Origin of the sequence: Rhodococcus (subgen. Prescottella) equi (assembly GCF_003013675.1) — a bacterium.
GTDB lineage: Bacteria > Actinomycetota > Actinomycetes > Mycobacteriales > Mycobacteriaceae > Prescottella > Prescottella equi.
Window position 1 is genome coordinate 474,185 of sequence record NZ_CP027793.1, and the last position, 26,630, is coordinate 500,814.

Sequence of the window (26,630 nt, forward strand, 5' to 3'; positions counted from 1 at the left end):
TGTCGAGGATGGCGCATACGGCCGAGGCGCGCAGCGAAACCCGAGCGGAACCGTCGAATCGGGACCGGCCGCCGCCCGACACGCGCATCATGGGGAGGTGTCCGACGGCCCGGGTGTGAGGACGAGAACCGGCCGCGCGCTGACCGCCATCCCGGCCGGGGCAGGCGCTGCGGCGATGTCGACGGGCATCGTGTCGGTGGCCCTGCATCTCGTTGGATTCGAGTGGTTTTCCCGGTTCTGGTTGATTGTCGGAGCGCTGATCTGGGCACTGCTCGTGGTGGTCTTCGTCGGTCGGTTGTTCGACGACCGCGCGCGCTGGGTGAACGAAGCCGACACCCCGCCGGCGCTCACCGGAGTAGCGGCGACGTGCGTGCTCGGCGCCCGATGCGTGCTGCTCGGCTGGAACCATATGGGCGCCGTGGCGCTCGGCATCGCGTTCGTCGCGTGGCTGGTGCTGATCCCGGCCGTGGTGCGGCACTGGACCTCGCCCACCGTCGGTGTGCACTTCCTGCTCTGTGTCTCGACCCAGGGGCTGGCGGTGCTGGGCGCCTCGCTGGCGGTATCGGCGCCGGCGCACTGGATCGTCGGACCCGCGTTCGTCGCGTTCCTGCTGGGGCTGTTCTTCTACCTGATGGTCCTCATCCGGTTCTCGTTCGACCAGTTCCGGGTCGGCGCCGGCGACCATTGGGTGTTCGCGGGTGGCCTCGCGATCAGTGCTCTGGCCGCGGGGAAGCTGGCGCCCGCGGCAGTCGCGGCAGGGTGGCCCGAGGGTCTCCACGACGCGATCCGCGTGGCCGGGGTGGTGATCGTGTGCATCGTACTGATCGACTACGTGGTGCTGGTGGTCTCCGAGATCAGATGGCCGCGACTGCAATACGACGTGCGCCGCTGGTCCACCGCCTTCCCGATGGGCATGACGTCGGCGGCGTCGCTCACGGTCGCGGTGTCGTCCGACGCCGACTGGTTGCGTCCGATCGGTGAAATCCTGGTGTGGCCGGCCGTCGTGGTGTGTCTGATCCTGCTCGTCGGGTCCGGGCGGCACCTGACGGCCGAGGCGCGTCCGGCGTCGACCTGAGCGAGCGCCGCGTCCGAAACCCGCCAGCGTCACGCCCGGGCACCGAGAAGTGTGGAGCACGGCCCGGCCGGCTCCTTCCTGCACCTCTCGAAAAGGACTAACGCATGTCTGCACGTCTGGAAAACAAGGCCTTCATCGTCACCGGCGGATCGTCCGGCATCGGGTTCGCGGTGGCTCGCCGTCTCACCGCCGAGGGCGCCGCGGTGGTGATCGGCAGCCGCCGCAAGGATGTGGGCGAGGCGGCGGCCGAGAGCCTCCGCACCGCCGGTGGCACAGCGATCTTCGTACCGGCCGACGTCACGATCGAGGACGACGCCGTCCGACTGGTCACCGCTGCAGTCGCAGAGTTCGGGCGTCTGGACGGTGCGTTCAACAATGCGGGCGGAGTCAACGCGTCCGGCCCGATCTCGACCGTCGACGCGGACACGTGGAATGCGGAGCTGACGCAGAACGTCACCAGCGTCTTCCACTGCCTCAAGTACCAGATCCCGGCCGTCCTGGAGACAGGCGGCGCGATCGTGAACAACGCGTCGAACATGGGTGTCGTCGCTCTGCCCGAGGCGGCCCCGTACGTCGCGGCCAAGCACGCGGTCGTGGGTCTGACGCGGTCGGTGGCGCTCGAGGTGGCCGACCGCGGCGTGCGGGTGAACGCGATCACCACCGGCGGCGTCGACACGCCCTTGGCGCGCGGATCGATGGCCACCACACCGGAGGCGCTGGCCTACATCGAGTCGTTGCACCCGGTGAAGCGCATCGCACAGCCCGACGAGATCGCCCCGTTCGTGGCGTTCCTGCTGAGCGACGAAGCTTCGTTCATCACCGGCGCCGCCCTCGCGATCGACGGTGGGTTCACCACGCGCTGAGCAGTATTCGACAAAGACGACGGCCGGCCCCGACGTGAACTGCGGGGCCGGCCGTCGACTGCGAGATCAGATCTCGGTGGCAACCTTCCACGCCGAGTGCATCGCGCCCTCGATGTAGTCGACCTCACCGGCGTCACCGACGACGCGGACGTCGACACCGGCGCGGGCCAGCTCGTCGGCGAGCGGCGCCGCCGCCGAGACGCCCGAGGCGACCACGACCATGCTCGCCGGCGCGGACAGCGACTTGCCGCCGGAGGCGAACTCGACGGTCTTCTTGGTGATGCGCTCGACGGTCGCGTTGCGGTGGATGTCGATGCCCAGCTCCTTGGCGTGCTTGACGGCGGTCCAGCGACGCGGCATCGCCATCGGGACACCGAGCTGCTGGCCCTCCTCGATCAGCGTGACCCGGCTGCCGCGTTCGGCGAGGAATTCCGCGAGCTCGAGACCGACCAGCGACCCGCCGATCACGACCACGTTCTTGCTCATCGGCAGGAACTTGAGGAACTTGCGGCTGAGCGTGCGGATCTTCTCGGGACTCTTGGTGATGCCGACGAGGCCGCCCAGCTTGCCGGCGATCCGCAGGAACAGCGCCTGATCGGAGACGTCACCGGTGCCGGTCATCAGGCCACGCAGGCTGTCACCGGTGTGCACGTGCGGCAGGTTGCCGCCCGGCACGCTCGGTCGCGCCCGCACCGCGCCCGTGGCGACGACGACGGTGTCGGGCGCGAGGGCCTTGATCGTCGCAGCGGTGGCGTCGGTCTTCAGCCGGACGTCGACCCCGGCGCGCCGGATCTCGTTGCTCAGCCAGTTCAGCAGCCGCTCGTTGTCCGGGGTGGTGAGCGTGGAGAACCACAGCGTGCCGCCGAGCCGGTCGGTCTTGTCCAGCAGCGTGACGCGGTGACCGCGTTCGGTGGCGACGCGCGCCGCCTCCATGCCGCCGGGGCCGGCGCCGACCACGACGACGTGCTTGCGCTTGGTGGCGGTCGGGAACGGCAGCAGCTTCTCGTTGCCCAGTGCCGGGTTGACCGCGCACAGCGGGGTGTCGTCCCAGAAGTTCTCCTGCACGCACACGTAGCAGTTGATGCAGGGGCGGACCTGCTCGCTGTGGCCGGCCTTCAGCTTGTCGACCAGCGCGGGATCGGCGAGAAGCTGGCGGCCCATCGCGACGAAGTCGGTGTGGCCCTCGGTGATCATCTGCTCACCGACCTCGGGCAGCATGCGGCCGACGGTGATGACCGGAATCGACACAGCCCGCTTCACGACGGCGGCGTTCTCGGTGTAGTAGCCGACCTTGTTGGGCAGCGGGCCGTCGGTGAAGTTCGCAAACGCGTTGAGCGCGGTGCCGGTGACGTGGATGGCGTCGGCACCTGCCTCCTCGAACATCGCGGCGGCGCGGGCTGCCTCGTCGGGGGTCAGGCCTTCGGACTCGCCGTACTCCTGGCCGGCCAGACGCACGATGACGGCGAGGCTGTCACCGACCTCGGCCTTGACCGCGCGGATCACCTCGCACGACAGCCGCGCCCGATTCTCGAGCGATCCGCCGTACTCGTCGGTGCGCTGGTTCGAGTAGCGGCTCAGGAAGCCGCCGAGCACGTAGTTGTGGGCGGCATGGATCTCGACGGCGTCGCCACCGGCGGCCTTGACCCGGCCCGCCGCCTCGGCGAACATCCGCACGAGCCACTCGAGGTCCTCGTGGGTGGCCTCGTGGTAGGTGGCCTTCTTACCCTCCTGGATGGCGGCCATCTTCCCGAGCTCCTCGGGAGTGCAGTCGATCATCGCGCTCATGTCGCCGGGGGGCTTCGGGATGGACGGCACCAGCTGCGGGCGGCCGTCGAGGGTGTCGATCCGGGCGACCTTGCCGTGGTGCGTCATCTGCACGCACAGCTTGCTGCCGGCGGCGTGGACGGCGTCGGCGAGTGCCTTCAGACCGGGGATGAAGCGGTCCTCGGACAGGCCGGGTTCCTTGCGGCTGGTGCAGCCGGCTGGGTACGCGACCGCGCAGCAACCGGTGATGATCATGCCGGTCCCGCCCTCGGCGCGGCTCGCGAAGTGGTCGATGTCGCCCTGGTGGATCTCGCCGTCCTCGCAGAGGTTCATGTCCATCGCCGGGAGCACGACCCGGTTGTCCAGCGTGATCGGCCCGATCTTTCCGGGCGAAAGGAGTCGGGGGAACGTCGTCTGCTGTCGGATCGTCACGAGCCGAAGCTATTTCGCAACGCTCGTCGCTTGGGACGCCTTCCCGCTGAGCGGGACTTCCGGCCGGGGTCGGACACCCGCGACCGGGTGCCGCGCGGAAGGCGGCGCACGCGGGAAACGTCCAGGTCAGCGCGTGGAGCGGCCGCGGTTGATCCACCAGATGCTGCCCGACAACACGGTCGCGAAGGCGCACCACACCGCGTACGGGGCGAGCGCAGCGCCGGCGGCCGGGCTGGTGCGTGCGGTGCGCCGGACGAGGTCGATGCTGCTCGCGGTGAGCACCCCCGCGACCACGGGCGCGGCCCACAGTCGGTGTGCCCGGAAGAACACCCAACTCCAGCTCGCATTGATGGCGAGATTCGCCGCGAGCGCACGCTGGTAGGCGGCCGCGGACCGGGGGTCCTCCTCCCGCAGCCGGGCCAGGGCGGTTGCCGACGTGACGGCGATGTCGGCGTACAGCGCGGTCCACACCAGTGGGAACGCGACCGGTGGAGGCTGGAACGACGGCTTGCGCAGGTCCGTGAACCAGTCGTCCTCCGCAGGGCGACGGGTGGCGGCCGAGCCCACCAGCGCGGTCCCCGCCGTGAACGCGCCGGTGCGGCCCAGCGATCTGCGCAGGCGTCCGCGGATCGGATGTGAGGTGTGGCTGCGTGTCATCGTCGCTCCCGTCCGTCGGTGGTGGCAGTCAGGCTGCGCCGGCCCTCAGCCCGGCCAGACGGGCGGCGCTCTCGACCCACTGATCGGTGCGGTCGAGTTCGGTGATGACCGCGTCGAATGCGTCGATCAGCCAGAACCGCTGGGCGCGGGCGAGGACGCATTCGGGGTCGTGTCGATGGTCACGAAACTGGACCTGCCAGGAGTCCTCGCCGGCTGCGTCGAAGCTGTGCGTGGCAAGTACGTGTCGCCGGAAGGCGAAGTCCACGCGCACTGCCGATTCCGACTGGAAGCAAACGATTTTCGTCGGGCGGTGCGTGAGGATGGACAGCGCGTGGACCGCGTCGTCGAATCGGCGGTCGTGGACAGGGTCGGTGCTCTTCGATGCGCTCATCGCGCTCTCTTTCTGCTCCGGGAACGAAAACTTCCGCTGTTCCCGGTGTCGTCGCGCTCGAACCCACAGGACGAAAAACCTGCTGGAACCCGAGGGAACGGGGCCCGGCGCCGTGCAGACGGATCTCTGATCCGCGTCGTTCATCGCGGCTTCGTCGGCCGCTTCGATCCAGCCTAACCGACCGGGTGCCCGGCGCAACGTGAGTCGGGTGCGACATGCACCGAGCAGAAGGGCCCGCATCCGTACGGATGCGGGCCCTGGGGCGTCGAAATCTCGGTGCGCCCGAACCAGGGGCGCCCGAAGTCAGTGCGCCCGATTCACCGCCGAGACCACGGCGCGCAGCGACGCGGTGGTGATGGAGGTGGCGATGCCCACACCCCACACGACCTTGCTGGTGCCGTCCGGCAGCGTGACAGCGCACTCGACGTACGCGGCGGCCTGCGCGTCGTCACCGGCGGACATCGCGTGCTCGGAGTAGTCCAGGACCCGGACGTCGAAGCCGACGGTGCCCAGCGCGTCGACGAACGCCGCCAGCGGACCGTTGCCGGCACCCGAGATCTCCTGCTCGACGCCGTTGACCTTGACGACCGCGGTGATCGCGTCGGTGCCGCCGTCCTCCTCCGCCGCCGTGACCTTCTGACGCATGCGCTCGAGCGGGCTGACCGGGGACAGGTACTCCTCGGCGAAGACGTCCCAGATCTCCTTGGGGGAGACCTCGCCGCCCTCACCGTCGGTGATCTTCTGGACGGCCTGCGAGAACTCGATCTGCAGGCGGCGCGGCAGCACCAGCCCGTGGTCGGCCTTCATGATGTAGGCGACGCCGCCCTTGCCGGACTGCGAGTTGACCCGGATGACGGCCTCGTACGTGCGGCCCACGTCCTTGGGGTCGATCGGCAGGTAGGGAACCTCCCACACGATGTCGTCGACGTCGGCGTCCTGCTGGTCCGCCGCGACCTTCATCGCGTCCAGGCCCTTGTTGATCGCGTCCTGGTGGCTGCCCGAGAACGCCGTGTAGACCAGGTCGCCGCCGTACGGGTGGCGCTCGTGTACCGGCAGCTGGTTGCAGTACTCGACGGTGCGACGGATCTCGTCGATGTTCGAGAAGTCGATCTGCGGGTCGACGCCGCGAGTGAACATGTTCAGACCCAGCGTCACCAGGCACACGTTGCCGGTGCGCTCGCCGTTGCCGAACAGGCAGCCCTCGATGCGGTCGGCACCGGCCTGGTAGCCCAGCTCGGCGGCCGCGACGCCGGTGCCGCGGTCGTTGTGCGGGTGCAGCGACAGGATGATGCTCTCGCGCTGGGCCAGGTTGCGGTGCATCCACTCGATCGAGTCGGCGTACACGTTGGGCGTGGCCATCTCGACGGTGGCGGGCAGGTTGATGATGACCCGGTTGTCGGGGGTGGCGCCCAGGGTCTCGACGACCGCGTCGCACACCTCCTTGGCGTACGACAGCTCGGTGCCGGTGTACGACTCGGGCGAGTACTCCCAGCGCCAGTTGGTGTCGGGGTGGTTCTTCGCCTCCTCGAGCACCAGCGCGGCGGCGTCGGTGGCGATCTTCTTGATGGCGTCCTTGTCGGCGCGGAAGACGACACGACGCTGCAGGATGGACGTCGAGTTGTAGAAGTGCACGATCACGTTCTTCGCGCCGTCGCAGGCCTCGAACGTACGCTTGATCAGCTCGGGGCGGGACTGCGTCAGCACCTGGATCGTGACGTCGTCCGGGATCGCGTTGTCCTCGATGATCTCGCGGACGAAGTCGAAGTCCGTCTGGCTCGCCGACGGGAAGCCGACCTCGATCTCCTTGTAACCCATCCGCACCAGCAGCTCGAACATGCGGCGCTTGCGCGCGGGGCTCATCGGGTCGATCAGGGCCTGGTTGCCGTCGCGCAGATCCACGGCACACCACTGGGGAGCGCGGTCGATGACCTTGTCGGGCCACGTGCGGTCCGGCAGCGACACCGTCTCGACCTCTTCACCGAACGGGCGGTAGCGGAAGGTCGGCATGGAGGAGTTCTTCTGGGTGTTCCAGGACGGCTGGTCGGCAGGCGCCGGCTTGGACGGCGGCGTGATGGTGCGCGAACCGGAAGTGAAGGCGTCAGCGGGGGACATGGGAATCGATCTCCAGGTTGGTTGTGGACTGTAGAGAGCCCGACAGCTGAGGCGACCGGCGCACGGAGAGGACCCGCGACGGGTGGCCAGTCTGGATCAGACCCCGCCGCGGCACCCAAGAAGGAGCGCGCGCTGCATAGAAAGCACTGTACCCCTGCCCCCTCTCGGCCGGTGAGAAGTGGGGAGCAAATTCACACTCGGGGTGGGCGTGGCGTGGTCGACTGTGCGCATGACAGCACAGCTCGACGCGGCCCGAACCTACGTGGCCGCCCTGCTCAGCCACGACGGCGACTCCGTGCCCTACGCCCCCGGCGCAGTGCGCTACGAGGTGGGCCTGAAGACCGGGTTCTCGGGAAATCACTTGCGCCGCAGCCTTTCGCGGGGTCCCCAGTTCCGGGTGATCCGGGCGATCCGCGACGAGACTTACCGGGTCGAGGGCGACCGGGTGATTGCCGACTACCTCATCGACGCCGGCCTGTTCGGCCGGACGCTGGTCACTGCGCGTGTGCACGAGACGTTCCTCATTCCTGCCGACGACCCTCGCATCCACCGGATCGAGGCGAAGATCGGACTGGTCGGAAGGTAGCGGCGCCGCACCGGAGGCGAGTCAGTCCGGGAGCCGCCGCATCTCGACCAGGGTGAGGCCGAGGGCGTCGAAGCGCGCGAGCATGCCGCGCAGTTCGGTGGGGCTGCGGACCGGACCGTACAGAGTGGTGTGGGCGTGCGCCGTCTCCGAGACCTGAAGTTCGGGGAAGGCTGCGAGGACCCGATCGGACAGTTCGCCGCCGACGAGAAACGCGTATCGCACGGTGGCGGGCCAGGCCGGGTCGGATGTGGCCATGACGTCTCCCCTCAGTCGATCGCGTGCCCACGTGATCTGTCGAGGATGCCGCCCGCGGGCGGAACGTGCCTCACCCGTCGATGGTGAATCCGGATCTCACAGCAACCCGTGGGTGTGTGCGGCCGTGACGGCGTCCCGCCGGGTGGTGACCCCCAGCTTGCGGTAGATGCCGCGCAGATGGGTCTTGACGGTGTTCACCGACACGCACAGGTCCGCCGCGATCTCCTCGGCGGTACGCCACGTGGGCAGCTCCGCGAGTAGTTGCAGCTCGCGCCTGGTGAGCTTCTCTGCGGTAGCCACCACGGTCCGCGGCAGCGACGCCCAGACTTCGTTCGCGAACCGGTCCCGGGATCCGAAGCGTCCGCGACTGGCGGTGAGTAGCTCCAGACTCGCCGGAGCCATGTCGTGGAACGGCCGCAGCACACGCTCGGGCTCGGCGAGGCGCAGCGCCTCGCCCAGCGCGTCGTGCGCCCGGGCCTCGTGCGCGCGACGGCGAGCGATTTCGGCCTCGACGAGCCACGCCGTGACAGTGTTCGTCGCTGCGACGCAGGGTGTTTCGCCGTCGAGCACCGGTTGCAGGATGGTCCGCGCCCGCTCCAGTTGATTACTGCACAGGTGCAGGACGGCCTCGAGAATGCACACGTCGCCGACCGGCCCCAGTGCCGACGACGCGTTGGTGACCAGTTCGCGAGCCCACGTCGTCTCTCCGATGTGCAGGTACGCGAACTGGATCGACGGCAGGCACACCGCGACCAGCCCCGGAGGATGCGGGGCGGGACGTCCCGCCGTCGTGGCGGCGTGCAGCGTCGCCACCGCGGCGCGGCGGTCCGGCGCAGTGTCGATGCCGAACAGGGCTGCGGCAACGGCGCTGTCCGTGGGCAACGGAGAGTCGGCGTCGACAGTCGCCGTCGCCAGTTCGACGGCCCGAGAGGTGTCGTTGCGGAGATAGTGGCACAGCGCCTCGAGCATGGTCGCGGATCGGTTGCCCGCGGAGGGGGAGGCGTCGGCAGCGGGCGACGCCGCACGGCTCTCGACGGCCAGGCTGTGCGCGTCGCCGAGTAGACCCCTCGCGACCGCGACCACGCCCAGACCCGCGGACGCCTGGGCTGCAAGTCTCGCGGTGTCGAGTTCGCGGGCGTGCGCCCGAGCACGGCCCAGATTCTCGACGGCGCGGTCGAGGTATCCGAGATGCAGGTCTCGGAACCCACTGTGCAGGGCAGCGAATGCATCGAGGAGAAGATCACCCGAAGGCGTCGCGGGCTCGGTCCGATATGTGAGCAGTGTGTCGGAATCGCCGGTGCGTACCGCGAGTTGGAGGCGCAATGCCCGTTCGAGAAGTGCAGTGCGCGCGTTGTTGCCGTCGTCGCGCAAGTGTAGTTCGGTCCCTCCCATGAGTCCGTCGGCGAGTGTCGGATGGCCGGCGTGCAGGTACGCCGCCGCGCGCACCAGGCCGGCGATGGGGCTGCTCCGGATCGGAGGAGGACTTGCGGCGAGCAGGCGCTCGATGGTCTCCCCGTGGCCGTCCAGGACCAGCGCGAGGCCGGATTCGGACAGTACGTCCTCGACGTCGGACGGATCGCCCGCGGTTACGCTGTGTTCGAGGGAGAGCAGCGCGTCGCCGAACCGGGCGTACCAGCGCGCGGTCACGTGCTCGAGTTCGGCCACGGCGCGGCGGCCGAGCAGGCTGATCTCCGCACGAAGATAGCTGCGCAGCAGTGGGTGGTAGCGGAACCGGGTGGGGACGCCCTCGATCCGGCTGATCAGGAAGTTCCGGTGCTCGAGCAGGTCTATGACGGCATGGGCGTCGGCGCATCCGGTGAGTTCCTCGGCCAGGGCGGCGGAGAACGTCTCGGGAACCGACGTCTTGACGAGGAATTGTCGGATCTCGTCGCTCTGTCCTGCCAGGACCTGCTCGATCAGGTAGTCGGCCACCGCCCGGCGGCACCCGCTGAAGTTCTCGATGAGGGCGCTCGGGGCGGGGTGGCCCGCCAGCGACATGCCGGCCAGTCGGATTCCGGCTGCCCAACCCTCGGTGCGCTCCATCAGGGCTGCGAGGTCGTGGTCGTCGAGTTCCACGTCGTGCTCGGCGAGCATGGCCGTGGCCTCGTCGGGAGTGAAGGCGAGGTCGCCGAACGTCACGTCGAGAACCCGGCCGTCGAGCCGCAGCTTCTGGAAGGCGAGCGGTGGTTCGAACCTGCAGCACACCACGACACGCAGCCGTTTCGGTGGTGGCGCCCGAAGCAGCATTTCCAGCTGGGTCAGCGCGTTCCGCTCGTGGAGCAGGTGTGCGTCGTCGACGACGAGCCAGACCGGCTCGTCCACGCCGTCGAGTGCGGATTCGAGCGTGAAATCCTGTGCGCGAGCATGATCCACCGAGTTCTCGCAGTTTTCTCGCAGGCGGGGGTGACCCGCGCCGGCCAACGCGCGAGCCAGTTCCGTGCGGAGGGCGTGGGGTGCGTTGTGTTCCTCGTCGACCGAGGCCCACGCGACGACTGGGGCGCCGGCTTCTTCGCGGGTCCGGTGTGCCCAGTCCGCGAGAAACGTCGTCTTTCCCGAACCCGCTGGCGCACAGACCAGTACGACGGACACGGAGTCGTTCGGATCGGCGAAGGCCGAATGGAGCGCGTCGAACAGGCGGGGACGGAACACGACACGGTCACTGCGTAACACCGGAATCTCGGTGCTCGCAGCGAAACTCCCGCCCTGCGCGATAGACACCCGACATGCCTCCCACATAAACGAGTAATCATCCGGGACAAATGGACGAACCGCCTGCAGCGGGGAAAGTCTAACCCGCGCAGGCGGTTCGTGTCGGCTGTATCGCGTCAGTCGCGCGCCATGGCCGCTTGCATGTGCTTCTCGACATCGATGTACGCGTCGTCGGCGATATCGAATACCACCTTTGCTATTTCGCCTCCCCGGAACTCGAAACGAGGCTCCGGGTAAGCGCTCGAAACTGGGTCCGCACCGTCGTATCCGATGCACAGACCCTCACCGCACAGCGAGAAGTGTCCCAGCACCGTGCGGATCTTCTGCTCGCCCACCTGCTTGTCGTCGATGTACAACCGCAGCGGGCCGATGCCCTCGCGGTTGGGGCCTATGCCCTCCTTCGTGAACTCCACCCCGATGACGTGCCTGCCCGACGTGGGGACGGGCGCCGAGATGCGATCCTCCGGCGGGATGCCGAGGAAGTTGTATGCGTACGTGACGGTCCCGTCCTTGACGAACAGGCAGTGCCCACCGAATCGTGAGCCGAGTGCGAAGATGACGCCCTGGGAGGCGGGAGTGAGGTCGACCTCGGCAAGAATCTTGTACGACACACCGTGTACGTTGGCCGCGGACCGCTCCGGCACCTCACTGGTTCCCGGGTAGTAGACGTACTGACCGCTCGGTGGCACCGGCTGGTGGAACTCCATCCCGATGAACGTCTCGAAGTCCTTCGGGTTACCGATGATCTGCAGGTCGTTCAGGGGCAGCACGTTGTTCGCCTTCGCCTCCTCCATCCACAGCGCCTTCAGCTCCTCGAGTTTCTCGGGATGCTGAGCTGCCAGGTCGTGGGCTTCGGCGCGGTCGACGTCCGCGTGGTACAGCTCCCACACGTCGTCGTCGAAGTTGCCCATGCCCGACACCGGGCCGTGCACCGAGACGGCCTTCCAGCCCTGATGCCACAGACCCCGCTGTCCGAACATCTCGTAGTACTGCGTCTGCTTCGCCGTCGGCCCCTCTGCGGGCGCGTCGAACGAGTATCTCATCGACACGCCGGACAGCGGGGTCTGTTCCACGCCGTTGTACGTGTCCGGCATGGTCACGCCGCACGCCTCGATGATCGTCGGCACGATGTCCGTCGAGCGGTGGTACTGGTGCCGTATCTCACCCCGCGCCTTCATCCCCGCGGGCCAGTGGATGACCAGGGGGTCGCAGACACCGCCCTGGTAGGTGTACCGCTTGAACATCTTGTACGGCGTCGAGAAGGCCGCCGCCCACCCGGTGGGGTAGTGGTTGTAGGTGTCCGGGCTCCCGAGCTTGTCGACCATCGTGAGGTTCTGGGCCTCGTCGTCGGGGTAGCCGCCGAAGATCTTGCCCTCGTTCACCGAACCGTTGGGGCTGCCCTCACCGGACGCCCCGTTGTCGGCGCAGTAGATGATGAGGGTGTTGTCGAGCTGACCGGACTCCTCGAGGTAGTCGACGATGCGGCCGACCTGCGCGTCGGTGTACTCGGAGAAGCCGGCGAAAACCTCCGCCATGCGGCTGAACATGTGCTTCTCGTCGTCGTTCAGGTCGTCCCACGGGCGTACCTCGTCCGTGGGGGAGAACGTGCCGTCCGGCATCGGGTTCAGTGCCGTCAGGTCGGTGTCCGCGGGGAGGACGCCGCGCTCGATCATGCGGGCGAGGACCCACTCGCGGTAGGCCTCGTAGCCGTCGTCGAACATGCCCTCGTACCTGGCGATGTACTCCTGCGGAGCGTGGTGCGGGGCGTGATTCGCGCCGGGGCAGAACCACAGGTACCAGGGCTTCTCCGGCTCGGTCTGCTTGACGTCGCGAATCATCTTCAGTGCCTGGTCTGCCAGGTCCTTCGACTGGTGGTAGCCCTCCTCGGGGGTGTAGGGCTGCTCGATGTAGCGGTTGTCCTCGGCGAGGGACGGGTACCAGTTGTTGGTCTCACCGCCTATGAATCCGTAGAAGCGGTCGTAGCCCTGCGTGAGCGGCCAGTTCTTCTTGGACGCGCCCGCGGTCCACTCGTCGATCGGGACGTTGTGGTTCTTGCCGACCCAGAACGTCGCCCATCCGGCGTCGCGCAACAGATTCGCCATCGTGACGTTCGACCGTGGGATGTGCGAGTTGTATCCGGGGAAGCCGGTGGACGATTCGGAAATCGACGCGAAACCGTTGAGATGGTGATTTCGTCCGGTCAGGAACGTCGAGCGCGTCGGCGAACACAACGCGGTGGTGTGCCACTGGGTGTACGTCAGGCCGTTCTCGGCGAGGCGGTCCATCGTCGGCATCGAGATGCGTCCCCCGTACGGGGTTCACGCTGCCATCCCGGTGTCGTCGTACAGCACGACGCGAACGTTGGGGGCGCCCTGCGGCGCCTTGTCCGGGAGAAAGGCGTCCCAGTCCGAGACCGAATCCCGTACGTCCAGGTTGATGGTGCCGTCGAATTCCTTGGCCATTCCCGATCCTCCGTTCCCTGCGCGAAGCGTGATGCCCTCATCGTCGGAATCTGCGACCGTCCGCGCTTCACCCACCGCGTGTGAAGAACGGCGGGCCGGAACCGGACACGATGGCGACGTGACGCCCCCGACCCGGAACTGGCCCGTGTTCACCTCGCTGCAGCACTATCGGCGAGGCTGGATCAGGCCGGACGTGGTGGCGGGACTGACGGTGTGGGCCGTGCTCGTCCCCGAGGCGCTCGCCTACGCGTCGATCGCCGGTGTACCACCCGTCGTCGGTCTCTACGCTGCCGTTCCTTCCTTGATTCTCTATGCGGCCGTGGGTAGTTCACGATATCTCGTCGTGGGGCCGATGTCGGCGACCGCGGCGCTGTCGGCGGCGATCGTTACGCCGCTGGCCGGCGCGGACGGCGGCAGGTACATCGCGCTGTCGGCCGTCCTGGCGATTGCGACCGGCCTGGTCGGCCTGCTCGCCGGCTTGATCCGGCTGGGCTTCGTCGCCTTCTTCATCTCCGAACCGGTGCTGAAGGGATTCATCGTCGGCCTGGCGCTCACGATCGTGATCGGCCAGGTGCCCAAGCTCTTCGGGGTCGAGAAGTCCGGCGGCAACTTCTTCGAACAGGCGTGGGGCGTCATCACCCGGCTCGGAGACACCCAGTGGCGCACCCTCCTCATCGGTGTCCTCAGCCTGGCGGTGGTGCTCGGTTTCAAGCGTTGGCTACCTCTCGTGCCCGGCTCCCTGCTCGCCGTACTGGTGGGAATCGGGGCCGTGTCCCTGCTCGGCCTCGACGACAAGGGCGTCGACATCGTCGGTCACATCGACGCCGGCCTGCCGGCCGTGGGCCTGCCGGACGGTATCGGGTTCGACGACTACGTCGACCTGCTCGGTCCGGCGGTGGGCGTGCTGCTGATCGGGTTCGCGGAAGGCCTCGGGGCCGCCAAGACGTACGCGGCGAAGGCCGGCTACGAGGTGGACGCCAACCGTGAACTCCTCGGTCTGGGCGCATCCAACGTGGGCGCCGGGCTGGCGTCGGGCATGGTGGTCAACGGCAGCCTCTCCAAGACTGCCGTCAACGGTGGTGCCGGAGCGAAGTCGCAGGTGAGCGGCCTCGTGGTGTCGGTGCTGACGATCCTGACCTTGCTGTTCCTCACCGGACTGTTCGAGAAGCTACCCGAGGCGACTCTCGCGGCCGTCGTGATCGCGGCCGTGATCGAACTCGTCGACATTGCCGCACTGCGCCGGCTGTACGGGGTGTGGACGGCGCGCCTGGGCCGGATCTACGGCCACGCGGCCAGGGCGGACTTCGCGGCGGCGATCGCGGCGATGGCCGGAGTGCTGTTCTTCGACACCCTGCCCGGACTGGTGATCGGCATCGGGGTGTCGATGCTGCTCCTGCTGTACCGCGCCTCCCGGCCGCACGTCGCGCGCCTCGCCAAGCAGGGCACCCTGTGGGTCGACACGGAGAGGCACCCGGAGTTGCCGACCCGCCCCGACGTGCTCGTCGTGCGTGTGGAGGCCGGACTGTTCTTCGCGAACTGCGATCACGTCAAGGACCGGATCGAGGACCTGTGCACCGAGCGGACGCGTTTGGTGGTGCTGGACGCCGAGACATCGCCCTACGTGGACGTCACCGCCGCCGAGATGCTGGTGCAGCTGCGTAACACCCTGTCGCAGAGGGGGATCGACCTCCGGGTCGCCAGGGACATCGGCCAGTTCCGTGACACGCTCCGGCGAAGTGGCTCGGTCGGCGTCTACGCGACCGTCGCCGACGCGCTGGCCGACAGCGCAGTGGGCGAGAGCCCGTGACGGCAACTCGGGAGACGGTGCTCGCGCCCACGCTCGTCGGTTATCGGAGGACGTGGCTCCGCGCGGACCTCGTCGCGGGCCTCAGCGCCGGCGCGGTGGTGATCCCGCAGGCCATGGCGTACGCGACGATCGCCGACATGCCGGTGCAGATCGGCCTCTACACCTGCTTGGTGCCGCCCTGATGACGCTGACGCTGATGGTCGGTCTGATCCTCAGTCGCAGCTCGCGTGCTGCGACTGGGCGCGATCATCGAGAACATCAGCGAGGCAACGATGTCCGGAATCAAGGCCGGAGTCGGGTCGACCGTCGCGGCGAGTCAGCTGCCGAAACTGCTCGGGGTACCCGGTGATCCGGATGCCACCGGCTTCTTCCACGTGCTGAACGGGGTGCTGCGGCAGGTCGGCGACGCCAACGGTGCGACGGTGGTGCTGTCGATCGTGTCCGTCGCGGCGCTGCTCGCGATGGGGCGGCTGGTGCCGCGTGTTCCGGGTCCGCTCATCGTGGTGGCGGCCGGTATCGCGCTGATCGCTTTCACTGGCCTCCGTGATCGAGGTGTCGCGCTCATTGCCGAAGTTCCACAAGGGATCCCGCTTCCTGGGGTACCCTCACTGCACGATGTCGTGGATCTCCTGCCGGGGGCGCTGGCGATCTCGGTGATGGCGTTCCTGGAAACCGTCGCGGTGGCACGAGGGGTGCGACGGCCCACGGAACCTCAGAACGACAGTGGTCGCGTACACCGCGATCGGCGGCGCGGCATTGCTCGGGGGCGCGACCCACGACACGTCGCGCTCCGGAGACGTCAGTCACTGGGCGGGTCTGGCGTCGGTCTGATCTTCGTCGCCTTCGGTGTGGGACAACTGGTCCGGCGACGGTCGCCGTCGGACATCGGGCCGGAATGGATGCAGCAACTCTCCAACGCGAAGCCGCGCGGAGCGTTCATCATGGGCGCCGCCCTGTCGATCGTGAACCCGAATCTGGCGATCATGATCTCCGGAACGACCGTGATCGCCGTCGCCGACACCACGCCTGGGACGGCGGTTTTCGGGACGGTGCTTCTACTTTCTACTCCTCGCGGCGGGCCTCGACTTCCTCGTCCCGGTCGGCGTCTACCTGGCGTTCGGAGACCGTGCGAAGAGCGCGCTCTCCGCGGTCAAGGAGTGGATGATCACGCACGAGCGGCCGCTCACGCTCACTGTCTTCTTCGGTTTCGGCGCGTTGTTCGTGGTGCGGAACGTGGTGGCCCTGATCTGACGCTCAGGCTCGGATGGTGCGTCGACCCTCCGCGAACGCGCGCGTCTCGTAGGCGATGAGGAGTAGCAGCACCGCGGTGAGGATGCCGAGCGTGACGAGGGCCGGTAGGTGCCACACCACCGGGATCAGCGCCACCAGGACGACGACGGTGACGGTCCGCGGAACGCTGAACGCGCCCACCCCGTACAGCTTGAAGACGACCAGCGCCGCGAGGTACAGCGCTGCACCGCCGAACAGGGCCACGAGCGGCCAGCCCTGCAGCGGGTCGGTGAGCCGGTGGTGGTTGCCGTCGCCGACGTAGTAGAGGATCTTCTTGAGCCCGAGGGAGAGCATCACGACGCCGATCACCATCGGCAGGTGGGCGTAGCTGTAGCAACGCTGCGCGATCTGGATGCGGCGCCGGCCTCGAGCCTCCTCGAACGCGTGCTCGACCATCAGCGACGTCACGTCGAAGTACGCCCACCACAGCAGTGACGACACCGCGAGCCCGAGCAGTGACGCGACGATGATCGCCCAGGTGATCGGCAGGGTCGCCACGCCGATGCCGATCGAGACGATCGACTCGCCCAGCGCGATGATGACGAACAGGCCGTGGCGTTCCGCGAAGTGGCTCACCGAACGCAGCCGCCAGTCGAGCCCGCCGACGAGCGTGCCCAAATAGTCGCCGGCCAGCGCGAGGAACCACAACACCGTCTGCCACGGTCCCGTGACCTGCGACGCGATCAGCAGGAACGTCGTGCCGGTCAGCATCGACGGCACGAACCGTTTGACCTGCCCGCGCAGCTGCGCATCGTCCTTGCTGATCACCAGGAACACCAGGATGTGCAGCAGTCGGACCGCGAAGTAGCCGAGCGCGAAGACCATCGGGCCGTCGAGTCCGCCGGGCAGGTCGTCGAAGGCCTCCGGAATGGTGAGCGCGACGACGAACACCGCCGACATCGCCGCGAGCATGACCAGCCGGACGACGCCCTCGTCGGCACGCACGAGATTGGCCACCCAGGAGTAGCCGACCCAGCTCCACCACAGGACCGCCATCACCAGGATGCCGTGCAGGAGGTTGATGCCTGTGGGATCGTCGGCCATGAGATCGGTGACTCTGGTGATCGCGAAGACGAACACCAGGTCGAAGAAGAGCTCGAGAGGTGAGACGGATGCGCGCTCCTCGGTGGGGCGCGTGGTCAAGCGGCGGGTGATGTCCACGGCGGCGATGCTGCCACCTGTCCGCGGCAGTCGTCGTGCGAACGCTCGGTGAGGACGCCCTGCACTGACCCGGACACCCCTCGGTAAGCTCGACAACTGGACTGCATCAATCCATCTAACCGGAGGTACACACGCGTGGCTCTCGTCGTCCAGAAGTACGGGGGATCCTCGGTCGCGAGCGCCGAGCGCATCCGACGCGTCGCTGAACGGATCGTCGAGACCAAGAAGGCGGGCAACGACGTCGTCGTGGTCGTCTCGGCGATGGGCGACACCACCGACGAGCTGCTCGATCTGGCGCAGCAGGTGTGCCCGGTGCCGCCGGCTCGCGAGATGGACATGCTGCTCACGTCGGGTGAGCGCATCTCGAACGCACTCGTCGCGATGGCGATCCACTCGCTCGGCGCGCAGGCCCGGTCCTTCACCGGCTCGCAGGCCGGCGTCATCACGACCGGCAGCCACGGCAACGCCAAGATCATCGACGTCACGCCGGGCCGTGTCCGTGCCGCGCTCGACGAGGGTTCGATCGTGCTGGTCGCCGGATTCCAGGGCGTCAGCCAGGACAGCAAGGACGTCACCACCCTCGGCCGTGGTGGTTCGGACACCACCGCCGTCGCGTTGGCCGCGGCGCTGAAGGCCGACGTCTGCGAGATCTACACCGACGTCGACGGTGTCTTCACCGCCGACCCGCGCATCGTCCCCGACGCCCAGCGCCTCGACACCGTCTCCTTCGAGGAGATGCTCGAGATGGCCGCCTGCGGCGCCAAGGTGCTCATGCTGCGCTGCGTCGAGTACGCCCGCCGCTACAACGTGCCCGTGCACGTCCGCTCGTCATACACGACCAAGCCCGGAACGATCGTGTCCGGATCGATGGAGGACATCCCCGTGGAAGAAGCCCTGATCACCGGTGTCGCACACGACCGCGGCGAGGCCAAGGTCACCGTCGTCGGCCTGCCCGATACGCCGGGTCACGCCGCCAAGGTCTTCCGCGCCATCGCCGAGGCCGAGATCAACATCGACATGGTTCTGCAGAACATCTCCAAGGTCGAGACCGGCAAGACCGACATCACCTTCACGCTGCCCAAGGCGGACGGCCCGCGCGCCGTGGAGAAGCTGACGGCCCTGCAGTCGGAGATCGATTTCACGCAGATCCTGTTCGACGACCTCATCGGCAAGGTGTCGCTCGTCGGCGCCGGAATGAAGAGCCACCCGGGCGTCACCGCCAAGTTCTGCGAGGCCCTCGCCGAGGCGGACGTCAACATCGACCTCATCTCGACGTCGGAGATCCGCATCTCGGTGCTGGTCAAGGACACCGATCTGGACGACGCCGTGCGCGCCATCCACGCAGCTTTCGACCTCGGCGGCGAGGAAGCGGCCGTCGTACACGCAGGAACGGGACGGTAATTCGAATGACCACCATTGCTGTCGTCGGTGCCACCGGGCAGGTCGGCATCGTCATGCGCACCCTGCTCGAGGAGCGGAACTTCCCGGCCGACAAGGTCCGGTTCTTCGCCTCCGCTCGTTCGGCCGGTAAAAAGCTGCCGTTCCGCGGCGAGGAGATCGTGGTCGAGGACGTCGCCGCGACGTCCGACGAGGATCTGAAGGGCATCGACATCGCGCTGTTCTCGGCCGGTGCGGCGCTGTCCCGGGCACAGGCCCCGCGCTTCGCCTCGGCCGGTGCGATCGTCGTCGACAACTCGTCGGCGTGGCGCAAGGACCCCGAGGTCCCCCTCGTCGTCAGCGAGGTGAACCCGGAAGCGTTGCAGAACCCGCCGAAGGGCATCATCGCCAACCCGAACTGCACCACGATGGCCGCGATGCCGGTCCTCAAGGTGCTGCACGACGAGGCCGGCCTGCAGCGCCTGATCGTCAGCAGCTACCAGGCGGTGTCGGGCAGTGGCATCGCCGGTGTCGAGGAGCTCGTCGGCCAGGTGCGCGCCGTCGCCGACGACGCCGAGAAGCTGGTGCACTCCGGTGCGGCCGCCGACTTCCCCGCGCCGGACAAGTACGTCGCCCCCATCGCGTTCAACGTGGTGCCGCTCGCCGGTGCGCTCGTCGACGACGGTAGCGGCGAGACCGACGAGGACCAGAAGCTCCGCAACGAGAGCCGCAAGATCCTCGGCCTGCCGGACCTGCTGGTGTCGGGTACGTGCGTGCGCGTCCCGGTCGTCACCGGTCACTCGCTGGCGATCAACGCCGAGTTCGAGCGTCCGCTGTCGGTGGAGCGCGCCGAGGAACTGCTCGCCGATGCCCCCGGTGTCGAGCTGGTGGACGTGCCGACCCCGCTCGCGGCCGCCGGCGGCGACGTGTCCCTCGTCGGCCGGATCCGTCAGGACCCGGGTGCACCCGAGGGCCGCGGTCTGGCGCTGTTCGTCTCGGGTGACAACCTGCGAAAGGGCGCTGCGCTCAACACTATTCAGATCGCCGAGCTGCTCGTCTAGCTCGCCCGGTCCCTTCCTGCGTGCGCGCTCGCACCGGCCTTCCGTCCGGGGCGTGCGCGCACGCGGCGTCTCGGCACCCGGACGGGCGGGGACGCGATCCGGCTCTCGGTTTGCCGACGATTGTTCGAATCGTCACTGACGTGGAACGAAATCGCAGGTCGGAACGATCGCGTGGGACCGGTGCCCAGCACCTTGCCGTCATCTGTGTTTGCCTCGGTGACAAAGTTCGCCGAGGCCGCCGACTCGTGTGCAGGCCCGGCTCGACGCACACGCTGAAGGGACCGACGTGGCAGCGATACGAGAAGCCTGGCGAGGGTTGAAGAAGCCGGTGTTCGTGCCGGCCTCCCTGGTGATTTTCGCGATGATCGCCTTCGCGGTCGTCTACTCGGGCACCGCGAGCGACGCGTTCGGCAGCCTGAACACCGCCATCACCGACGGCGTCGGATGGTGGTACGTGCTGGCGGCGACCGGATTCGTACTGTTCGCCCTCTACTGCGGGCTCTCCCGGATCGGCAACATCCGGCTCGGTGACGACGACGAGAAGCCCGAGTTCGGCATGCTGTCGTGGTTCGCGATGCTGTTCAGCGCCGGCATGGGAATCGGTCTCGTCTTCTACGGGGTCGCCGAACCGCTCTCGCACTATGTCGATCCGCCCGAGGCGGGGCGTGTTCCCGGCTCCACCGATGCGGCCGCCAACCAGGCGATGGAACTGACGCTGTTCCATTGGGGTCTGCACGCGTGGGCGATCTACGTCGTGGTCGGCCTCGGCCTGGCCTACATGACTTACCGCAAGGGGCGGCCGCTGTCGATCCGCTGGCTGCTCGAGCCGCTGCTGGGACGCAAGCGCGTCGAGGGGCCGATCGGGCACGCCATCGACGCGATCGCGATCGTGGGCACCCTGTTCGGTGTCGCGACGTCGCTGGGCTTCGGGGTGCAGCAGATCTCGGCAGGCCTCGAGTATCTGGGCTGGGTCGATCCCGACAACTGGTTCGTCGTCGGGCTCATCGTGCTCGTCACCGGACTTGCCACCTTTTCGGTCGTCACCGGCGTGACCAAGGGGCTGCGGTGGCTCTCGAACATCAACATGGTCCTCGCCGCCGGCCTGGCGTTGTTCGTCCTGCTGCTCGGTCCGACGCTGTTCCTGCTGCAGTCGTGGGTGCAGAACCTCGGCGGCTACACCCAGGCCTTCCCGAAGATGATGCTCCGCACGTCACCGTTCGCGGACGACGGGTGGGCCGGAACCTGGACGATCTTCTACTGGGGCTGGTGGATGAGCTGGGCGCCGTTCGTCGGCATGTTCATCGCCCGCATCTCGCGGGGCCGCACCGTCCGCGAGTTCGTCTTCGGTGTCCTGCTGGCGCCGACACTGATCGGGTCCCTGTGGTTCACGGTGTTCGGCGACTCGGGGATCCTCCGTCAGCGCAACGACGGCGACATGCTCGCGGCCGACGGCTCGGTCGACACCAACACCACGCTGTTCCATCTCCTCGACGGCTTGCCGTTGGGGACGATCACCAGTGTGCTGGCGATCGCCGTGGTCGTGTTCTTCTTCGTCACGTCCGCCGACTCGGGCTCGCTGGTCATCGACATCCTCGCCACCGGTGGGGATCTCGAGACCCCGAAGGTGACCCGCGTGTACTGGTCGGTGCTGGAAGGCGTCGCGGCCGCGGTGCTGCTGCTGGTCGGGGGCGCCGGATCGCTGACCGCCCTGCAGACCGCCTCGATCGCCACCGCGGTGCCGTTCTCGATCGTCATGGTGCTCGCGTGTGTGTCGATGCTCAAGGCGTTCCGCTACGAATTGGCCACCACTCCAAGGTATCTGCGGGTGTCGACTCGCGCCGGTGCGGACGGTGAGCACGTGCTTGCGGCGCCGAACGCGGACGGTGCGTCGCGTCGTCGGCCCGCCGGGGTGTCCGCGACGCTCGCCGGGTTGCCGCGGTCGTCCCGGGCCGGCGCGGGACCGGCGCCCGAACAGCATTTCGTCGTCGCGGTCCACGAACTGCCGTCGCACGCCGTCGAAGTGGACCCCGACACCGGCCGCCTGCACCACGCGGAGGCCGACGCCGTGCGGGACCCGCTGCCGCAGTGAGTGCCGCCGCGTGCGCTCGCGCGGCGGCGTCCGGCGTAGCCCCTCGGGGGTTGGTCGTCCGCCGTTTCCGGTGAGCGGGGGCGTCTGTTGCAGGCCCCCGCGTTCCTTCGTACATTCACCTCGCCGGTCGTCGACGTGACCCGGCTCACTCGGTGTCGAGGAGGGTCGAGGGTGAATGCGGGAAACGGCGCCGACTGGGCGCCGCTGCTCGAGCAACTGGCCGAGCGGAGGGCGGCGGCCCGGGCGATGGGCGGCGCCGACAAACTCGCGCGGTACCGGGCGACGGGGCGCCTCGACGCCCGCAGCCGTCTCGCCGGTCTGCTGGATCCGGAATCCTTCGTCGAGTTGGGGCCGCTCACAGGTGATCCCGCGATTCCCGCGGACGCCTTCGTCGCCGGGTCCGGGACGATCGACGGGCGGCCGGTGATGGTCGGCGCCGAGGACTTCACCGTCGCCGGCGGGTCGATCGGCACCGCGGCCGCATCCAAGCGCACTCGAGCCGCGCAGCTCGCGCTGCGCAACCGGACGCCGCTCGTGATGATGCTCGAGGGTGCCGGACATCGCGCCACCAACGCGCTCGAGCGGAACCGTCCCGCGCCCAACGACCTTCAGGCGATGGCCGATCTGTCGGGGCTGGTGCCCACCGTGGCGATCGTGACGGGTCCGTCGGCCGGACACGGCGCGCTCGCTGCGCCGCTCTCGGATTTCGTGATCATGGTCGGTGGGCACGGCGCGCTGTTCACCGCGGGCCCGCCACTGGTCGCCGCTTCCACCGGCGAGCAGATCGACAAGCAGACGCTCGGCGGTCCGCGGGTCGCGATCGACACGTCGGGTGTGGCGCACAACCTCGCGGAGTCCGACGACGCCGCGCTGGCGCTGGCCCGCCGGTACCTGTCGTATTTCCCGAGCAGCGCGTGGCAGCGGCCACCGTGGGTGGGGCCGGACGGCGGCAACCACGACGTGGGGGAGCGGGCACTACCGGAACTGCTCGACCTGGTCCCGGTCAACCAGAAGCGACCCTACGACATGCGGGCGATGCTCGCGGCCGTCGCGGACGCGGGCACCGTCACCGAGATCCAGCCGACGTACGGGACGTCGATCATCACCGCGCTGGTGCGCATCGGTGGACATGCCGTCGCGGTCGTCGCGAATCAGCCGACGGTGACGGCGGGCGCGGTGACGGTGGCGGCCGCGGACAAGGCGGCGGCCTTCCTCCAACTCGCGGGCGCCTTCCACCTGCCGGTGCTGTTCCTCGCCGACAACCCGGGTGTGATGGCGGGCAGCGCATCCGAGAAGGCCGGGATCCTCAAGGCGAGTGCTCGCATGTTCGCCGCGCAGCACCGGTTGCGGACACCGAAGTTCCACGTGACGGTACGCAAGGCGTTCGGGTTCGGCAGTTCGGTGATGGGCGCGAATCCCTACGACAACCAGACGATGACGCTCGCCTTCCCCGCGGTCACGCTCGGCGGCATCCCCGCCGACGTCGGTGGACGCACCGCGAAGGAGGACGACGACACCCGCCGGGCTCTCGTCGAGAACGAGGCGTCGGGGCCGTGGGCGTTGGCGCAAACGCTGTTCTACGACGACGTGATCGACCCGCGGGAGTTGCGGAACATCCTGCTCCGCGGCCTGGACGGGGCCTTCCGGGGCGGCGCGGCCGAACCGGTGGCACACCACGGCTACCTGCGCTGACCTCGAATCCTGCGCTGACCTCGAAACGAAAGGAACACGACATGTCGACGAATTGGGAAGAAGAGTACGGCTATTCGAACGCCGTGCGCAGCGGAGACCTGCTGTTCTGCTCCGGCCAGGTCGGACTCGAGGCGGACGGCAGTGCGCCGGCCGATCCGGAGCGGCAGTACGACCTCGCGTTCGCGACGCTCGCGAAGCTGCTCGCCGAACACGGCGCCCGGCCGTCGGATCTGGTGGAACTCACGAGTTTCCACGTGGACTTCCCCCAACACATGACGGAGTTCATGGCGGCGAAGACACGCTTCCAGAACGGTGCCCGACCCGCCTGGACCGCGGTGGGCGTCACGGCCCTCGGGATGCCGGGCATCTTGGTGGAGGTCAAGGCGACGGCCCGGATCGGGACTTAGTCCCGACGATCAGTCGATCCCCCGCCCGTCGCGGGGCGCAGGTTGCCGTCCCGGTCAGGGCCGCGCGGTGAACGTGCTCTGCGCGGACGCCGCGACCCCCGACAGCAGCGACACGATCGCGATGCCGACCACGAGGTAGATGGCACCGCTCGCGATCTGCGACTTGGTGGTGGCGTCGACGCTGAACGGCCACAACGCGAAGGCGGCTGTCGCCAGGATGCCGATCCACGTGAAGAAGGTGGAGGCGCGTGGCGTCGAGATCACCAGCAGGTGCAGCAGTCCGGTGGCGATCAGGGCCGCGATCGCGGCGTAGACCGCCACCGTGGTGACCTGTGAGTCCCACGGCGTGTGCGGCGGCGAGATCACAGGGGTATCGATGGGGCCGTGTACGGCCAGCACCCCCACCACTCCGGCCAGCGCCGCGACGATCGCAGTCGCGACCCCGCCCGCCCAGAGTCGTTTCCAGTTGACTGCCGTGCGAGTGACGCGAACCGTCGATTCCGTGCTCGTCGAGTGGCTCATCGAGTGCTCCTTACGGATCTCGAACCGGATGTGCCGTGCTGTTCAGGCTATGCCGGGAGCCGTGGTTCGCGGGCGGGCTCGGGGAGAATCGTGGCCGGACCGAACCGAACGTTGCCGACGGGTGAAATCGGAGGGTGAAATCTGTCCGGTTCGAGAGTTTGGGTGGGATCGAAAATCATTGCCTCTCTTGGCCGGATCCCGTTGACCCGACAGTCGTGACCCGTGCAAACTTTCGCAGCGGCGCGAACGACGGGGACGCGCTTGTCACCGTGGGTGGCATCGTTTCGATCGAATCGAGAACAGTGAACATGAAGCGCATCGCTCTGGCCTCCCTCGCGCTCGGCGTGGGCCTGGTTGCGGCTCTTCCGGGAATCGCGTCGGCGCGGTCGGACGACTCGGTCGCGGGAACGTTGGTCAACACCTGTGACCCGATGGGGAACGCCGGAGGCATCTGGGTCGAGCTGTGGGACGACTCGGGCCGACTCGATTCGGTGACCACCGACGCCGAAGGGGACTATGCCTTCGTCGACCGGGCGCCCGGCAACTATGTCGTCAAGCCGTACATCGGTGCGGGCTGCGGTGCCTTCCCCGGAACCCGGGCGGTGGACACCACCAACGGACCGGCCTACGACGTCGATTTCCGTGTCACCACAGTTCACGACATCACCGGAGCCGTGACAGGGTGCCCGCAGCCCGAGGGAGTGGGCGCGCCCGGAGTGACGGTGAACGTGAGCGACGACAGCGGCCTTCTCGCGACGACCGAGACCGACGACTTCGGCTTCTACTTCTTCCAGTGGCTCGAGGCGAAGACGGATTACACCGTCGAGGTGGTCGCGCCGGCCGGCTGCGGGGCCGACGACCCGACCCGCTCGGTCGATCTGGATCTGGGCGATGCGAATCGTGTCGACTTCCAGCTCGTGCCGCAGTACACGGGCTCCTTCCAGAGCGTCTTCTCCGGATTCGCATTCGGCAGCTGACCACCGGACTCCCTGGGGAGGGAAAAGGCGCCGACACCCGATCGGGTGTCGGCGCCGCCCAGGGAAGCGCGAAAGGCTGCGTTACTGAGCCGGGGCCGTGGAGCCGAGGGGCAGACCCGCGAGCAGATCGCCGAGATCGGCGGGGAGCAGATCCTGGAGGCTACCCAGGTCGAGGTCGGCCGGCAGCAGGCCCTGCAGGCTGCCGAGGTCGACGCTGCCGAGCAGGCCGCCGACGGGCACGATCTGCGGGTCGCCCACGGCGGGCAGTTCCGGGTTGGTCAGCGAGATGCACTCGCCCACAACCGCGTACACGCCGTCCTGGAGATCGGTCGTGAACGTGTCCTCGGCGCCCGCGCCGACCCGCTCGGCCACATCCGTCTGCCACGCCAGGAAGCCCGGTTCCGTGATCTTGCTCGGATCCGCTTGCAGCGCAGGAAGCTTGGTGGCGTCGAGGGCGAAGGCGCCGCAGCTGGTGGTGGGATCTTCGTTGGTGTTCGCCACGGTGACCGAAAGCGTGTTGCCGTCGACGCCGGTCGTCACCGTCGGGCTGGCCAGCTCGACCGGTTCGGCCGAGGCCAGGGCGGGTGCCGCGAGCGCTGCCGCGGCGACGATCGCAGCCCCGCCGAACGCGTGACCGAGAGTCTTCCGATTACGCAACTGCATGTTCATCCCCTTCCAAATGTGAACCATCGGAACGTGATCGAGGCTGTCGCAGTCCGAAGACCAAGATCACCCCTCCACCATTGACGCAGTGGGACGGGGCTGCAACAGCAAAGTCGGTCGAACGGGGCGAATCGGTCGAGGGATCGAGGCGCGGCCGGAGGTCGGAGGCGCGCGGACAGCGCTGCGAACAGGGCAAACCGAGCGGTCAGTCGCCGCGGTAACGATGCTGTAACGGTATGAGCTGGACGGGTGATCGCTCTTTGCCACGCTTCGGGTTT

21 protein-coding genes and 2 pseudogenes are annotated in these 26,630 nt (G+C 68.2%); 13 read left to right on the top strand and 10 right to left on the bottom strand.

The window, feature by feature from the left end; translation table 11 throughout:
• Window positions 1–115 precede the first annotated feature (115 nt).
• On the top strand, window positions 116–1,075 hold the full coding sequence (locus C7H75_RS02140; RefSeq protein ID WP_233281848.1) for a tellurite resistance/C4-dicarboxylate transporter family protein: 960 nt from the start codon (window positions 116–118) through the stop codon (window positions 1,073–1,075).
• A gap of 104 nt (window positions 1,076–1,179) precedes the next feature.
• Window positions 1,180–1,938 (top strand): SDR family NAD(P)-dependent oxidoreductase, encoded by a 759-nt coding sequence (locus tag C7H75_RS02145; RefSeq protein WP_064058245.1) that lies wholly within the window; start codon window positions 1,180–1,182, stop codon window positions 1,936–1,938.
• Window positions 1,939–2,004: 66 nt separating this feature from the next.
• On the opposite strand, the gene C7H75_RS02150 is transcribed toward C7H75_RS02145, so the two are convergent.
• The 4 genes from C7H75_RS02150 to leuA form a co-directional block, all read right to left on the bottom strand.
• Window positions 2,005–4,134 carry an oxidoreductase gene (locus C7H75_RS02150; RefSeq protein WP_005516022.1) on the bottom strand — a complete coding sequence of 710 codons (2,130 nt, stop codon included), beginning with the start codon at window positions 4,132–4,134 and terminating at the stop codon, window positions 2,005–2,007.
• 126 nt (window positions 4,135–4,260) lie between these two features.
• The gene (locus C7H75_RS02155; RefSeq protein WP_106850889.1) at window positions 4,261–4,791 is read right to left on the bottom strand and encodes a TspO/MBR family protein; all 531 of its coding nucleotides are present in this window, start codon (window positions 4,789–4,791) and stop codon (window positions 4,261–4,263) included.
• A gap of 28 nt (window positions 4,792–4,819) precedes the next feature.
• Entirely contained in the window at window positions 4,820–5,182 is a 363-nt protein-coding gene (locus C7H75_RS02160; RefSeq protein WP_022593726.1) for a hypothetical protein, read from the bottom strand.
• 303 nt (window positions 5,183–5,485) lie between these two features.
• Window positions 5,486–7,294: a 2-isopropylmalate synthase gene (leuA, locus tag C7H75_RS02165; protein WP_013414683.1), complete on the bottom strand. Its 1,809-nt coding sequence runs from the start codon at window positions 7,292–7,294 to the stop codon at window positions 5,486–5,488.
• Window positions 7,295–7,523: 229 nt separating this feature from the next.
• Between leuA and C7H75_RS02170 the strand changes: the two genes are divergently transcribed.
• Window positions 7,524–7,880, top strand: coding sequence for a DUF8021 domain-containing protein (locus tag C7H75_RS02170; protein WP_084847074.1), 357 nt, complete (start codon window positions 7,524–7,526; stop codon window positions 7,878–7,880).
• Window positions 7,881–7,901: 21 nt separating this feature from the next.
• On the opposite strand, the gene C7H75_RS02175 is transcribed toward C7H75_RS02170, so the two are convergent.
• The 3 genes and pseudogenes from C7H75_RS02175 to C7H75_RS02185 form a co-directional block, all read right to left on the bottom strand.
• Window positions 7,902–8,135 (bottom strand): DUF8691 family protein, encoded by a 234-nt coding sequence (locus C7H75_RS02175; RefSeq protein ID WP_005516015.1) that lies wholly within the window; start codon window positions 8,133–8,135, stop codon window positions 7,902–7,904.
• Between the two features lie 96 nt (window positions 8,136–8,231).
• Window positions 8,232–10,853 carry a winged helix-turn-helix domain-containing protein gene (locus C7H75_RS02180; protein WP_233281849.1) on the bottom strand — a complete coding sequence of 874 codons (2,622 nt, stop codon included), beginning with the start codon at window positions 10,851–10,853 and terminating at the stop codon, window positions 8,232–8,234.
• A gap of 107 nt (window positions 10,854–10,960) precedes the next feature.
• Window positions 10,961–13,306, bottom strand: a pseudogene (locus C7H75_RS02185) (arylsulfatase).
• A 118-nt stretch (window positions 13,307–13,424) separates the two neighbouring features.
• Between C7H75_RS02185 and C7H75_RS02190 the strand changes: the two are divergent.
• From C7H75_RS02190 to C7H75_RS26270, 4 genes and pseudogenes are all read left to right on the top strand, one after another.
• The gene (locus tag C7H75_RS02190) at window positions 13,425–15,113 is read left to right on the top strand and encodes a SulP family inorganic anion transporter (protein WP_394342295.1); all 1,689 of its coding nucleotides are present in this window, start codon (window positions 13,425–13,427) and stop codon (window positions 15,111–15,113) included.
• Window positions 15,110–15,295 (top strand): SulP family inorganic anion transporter, encoded by a 186-nt coding sequence (locus C7H75_RS26110; RefSeq protein ID WP_049909974.1) that lies wholly within the window; start codon window positions 15,110–15,112, stop codon window positions 15,293–15,295. Before C7H75_RS02190 ends, C7H75_RS26110 begins: the two co-directional genes overlap by 4 nt.
• A 90-nt stretch (window positions 15,296–15,385) precedes the next feature.
• Window positions 15,386–15,778 (top strand): annotated as a pseudogene (locus C7H75_RS26115) (SulP family inorganic anion transporter); the annotation flags it as partial.
• A 361-nt stretch (window positions 15,779–16,139) separates the two neighbouring features.
• A complete protein-coding gene (locus C7H75_RS26270; protein ID WP_106851974.1) occupies window positions 16,140–16,364 on the top strand; it encodes a GAP family protein in 225 nt (74 codons plus the stop codon).
• Window positions 16,365–16,367: 3 nt separating this feature from the next.
• On the opposite strand, the gene C7H75_RS02205 is transcribed toward C7H75_RS26270, so the two are convergent.
• Complete coding sequence (locus C7H75_RS02205) at window positions 16,368–17,564, bottom strand: low temperature requirement protein A (protein ID WP_069854738.1); 1,197 nt, start codon at window positions 17,562–17,564, stop codon at window positions 16,368–16,370.
• A gap of 135 nt (window positions 17,565–17,699) precedes the next feature.
• Between C7H75_RS02205 and C7H75_RS02210 the strand changes: the two genes are divergently transcribed.
• The 5 genes from C7H75_RS02210 (at window position 17,700) to C7H75_RS02230 (ending at window position 24,190) form a co-directional block, all read left to right on the top strand.
• Window positions 17,700–18,965 carry an aspartate kinase gene (locus tag C7H75_RS02210; protein WP_005515988.1) on the top strand — a complete coding sequence of 422 codons (1,266 nt, stop codon included), beginning with the start codon at window positions 17,700–17,702 and terminating at the stop codon, window positions 18,963–18,965.
• 5 nt (window positions 18,966–18,970) lie between these two features.
• On the top strand, window positions 18,971–20,002 hold the full coding sequence (locus C7H75_RS02215) for an aspartate-semialdehyde dehydrogenase (RefSeq protein ID WP_106850892.1): 1,032 nt from the start codon (window positions 18,971–18,973) through the stop codon (window positions 20,000–20,002).
• 286 nt (window positions 20,003–20,288) lie between these two features.
• Window positions 20,289–22,091 (top strand): BCCT family transporter, encoded by a 1,803-nt coding sequence (locus tag C7H75_RS02220; RefSeq protein ID WP_175280010.1) that lies wholly within the window; start codon window positions 20,289–20,291, stop codon window positions 22,089–22,091.
• Window positions 22,092–22,262: 171 nt separating this feature from the next.
• A complete protein-coding gene (locus tag C7H75_RS02225; RefSeq protein ID WP_106850894.1) occupies window positions 22,263–23,783 on the top strand; it encodes an acyl-CoA carboxylase subunit beta in 1,521 nt (506 codons plus the stop codon).
• A 41-nt stretch (window positions 23,784–23,824) separates the two neighbouring features.
• On the top strand, window positions 23,825–24,190 hold the full coding sequence (locus tag C7H75_RS02230) for a RidA family protein (RefSeq protein WP_106850895.1): 366 nt from the start codon (window positions 23,825–23,827) through the stop codon (window positions 24,188–24,190).
• Between the two features lie 54 nt (window positions 24,191–24,244).
• On the opposite strand, the gene C7H75_RS02235 is transcribed toward C7H75_RS02230, so the two are convergent.
• Window positions 24,245–24,712, bottom strand: a complete 468-nt coding sequence (locus C7H75_RS02235; protein WP_106850896.1) for a DUF6069 family protein — start codon at window positions 24,710–24,712, stop codon at window positions 24,245–24,247.
• A 308-nt stretch (window positions 24,713–25,020) separates the two neighbouring features.
• On the opposite strand from C7H75_RS02235, the gene C7H75_RS02240 reads away from it, so the two are divergent.
• The gene (locus C7H75_RS02240; protein WP_106850897.1) at window positions 25,021–25,689 is read left to right on the top strand and encodes a collagen binding domain-containing protein; all 669 of its coding nucleotides are present in this window, start codon (window positions 25,021–25,023) and stop codon (window positions 25,687–25,689) included.
• Window positions 25,690–25,770: 81 nt separating this feature from the next.
• Here C7H75_RS02240 and C7H75_RS02245 read toward each other — a convergent pair whose 3' ends face one another.
• On the bottom strand, window positions 25,771–26,352 hold the full coding sequence (locus C7H75_RS02245) for a hypothetical protein (RefSeq protein ID WP_044990407.1): 582 nt from the start codon (window positions 26,350–26,352) through the stop codon (window positions 25,771–25,773).
• Window positions 26,353–26,630 lie beyond the last annotated feature (278 nt).

Bases quoted from the DNA above. Each gene is read 5' to 3' on its own strand.
- C7H75_RS02240 (WP_106850897.1), top strand. From the start codon at position 25,021: ATGAAGCGCATCGCTCTGGCCTCCCTCGCGCTCGGCGTGGGCCTGGTT.
- C7H75_RS02230 (WP_106850895.1), top strand. From the start codon at position 23,825: ATGTCGACGAATTGGGAAGAAGAGTACGGCTATTCGAACGCCGTGCGC.
- leuA (WP_013414683.1), bottom strand. From the start codon at position 7,294: ATGTCCCCCGCTGACGCCTTCACTTCCGGTTCGCGCACCATCACGCCG.
- C7H75_RS02245 (WP_044990407.1), bottom strand. From the start codon at position 26,352: ATGCAGTTGCGTAATCGGAAGACTCTCGGTCACGCGTTCGGCGGGGCT.
- C7H75_RS02170 (WP_084847074.1), top strand. From the start codon at position 7,524: ATGACAGCACAGCTCGACGCGGCCCGAACCTACGTGGCCGCCCTGCTC.
- C7H75_RS02145 (WP_064058245.1), top strand. From the start codon at position 1,180: ATGTCTGCACGTCTGGAAAACAAGGCCTTCATCGTCACCGGCGGATCG.
- C7H75_RS02160 (WP_022593726.1), bottom strand. From the start codon at position 5,182: ATGAGCGCATCGAAGAGCACCGACCCTGTCCACGACCGCCGATTCGAC.
- C7H75_RS02215 (WP_106850892.1), top strand. From the start codon at position 18,971: ATGACCACCATTGCTGTCGTCGGTGCCACCGGGCAGGTCGGCATCGTC.
- C7H75_RS02155 (WP_106850889.1), bottom strand. From the start codon at position 4,791: ATGACACGCAGCCACACCTCACATCCGATCCGCGGACGCCTGCGCAGA.
- C7H75_RS02175 (WP_005516015.1), bottom strand. From the start codon at position 8,135: ATGGCCACATCCGACCCGGCCTGGCCCGCCACCGTGCGATACGCGTTT.
- C7H75_RS02235 (WP_106850896.1), bottom strand. From the start codon at position 24,712: ATGAGCCACTCGACGAGCACGGAATCGACGGTTCGCGTCACTCGCACG.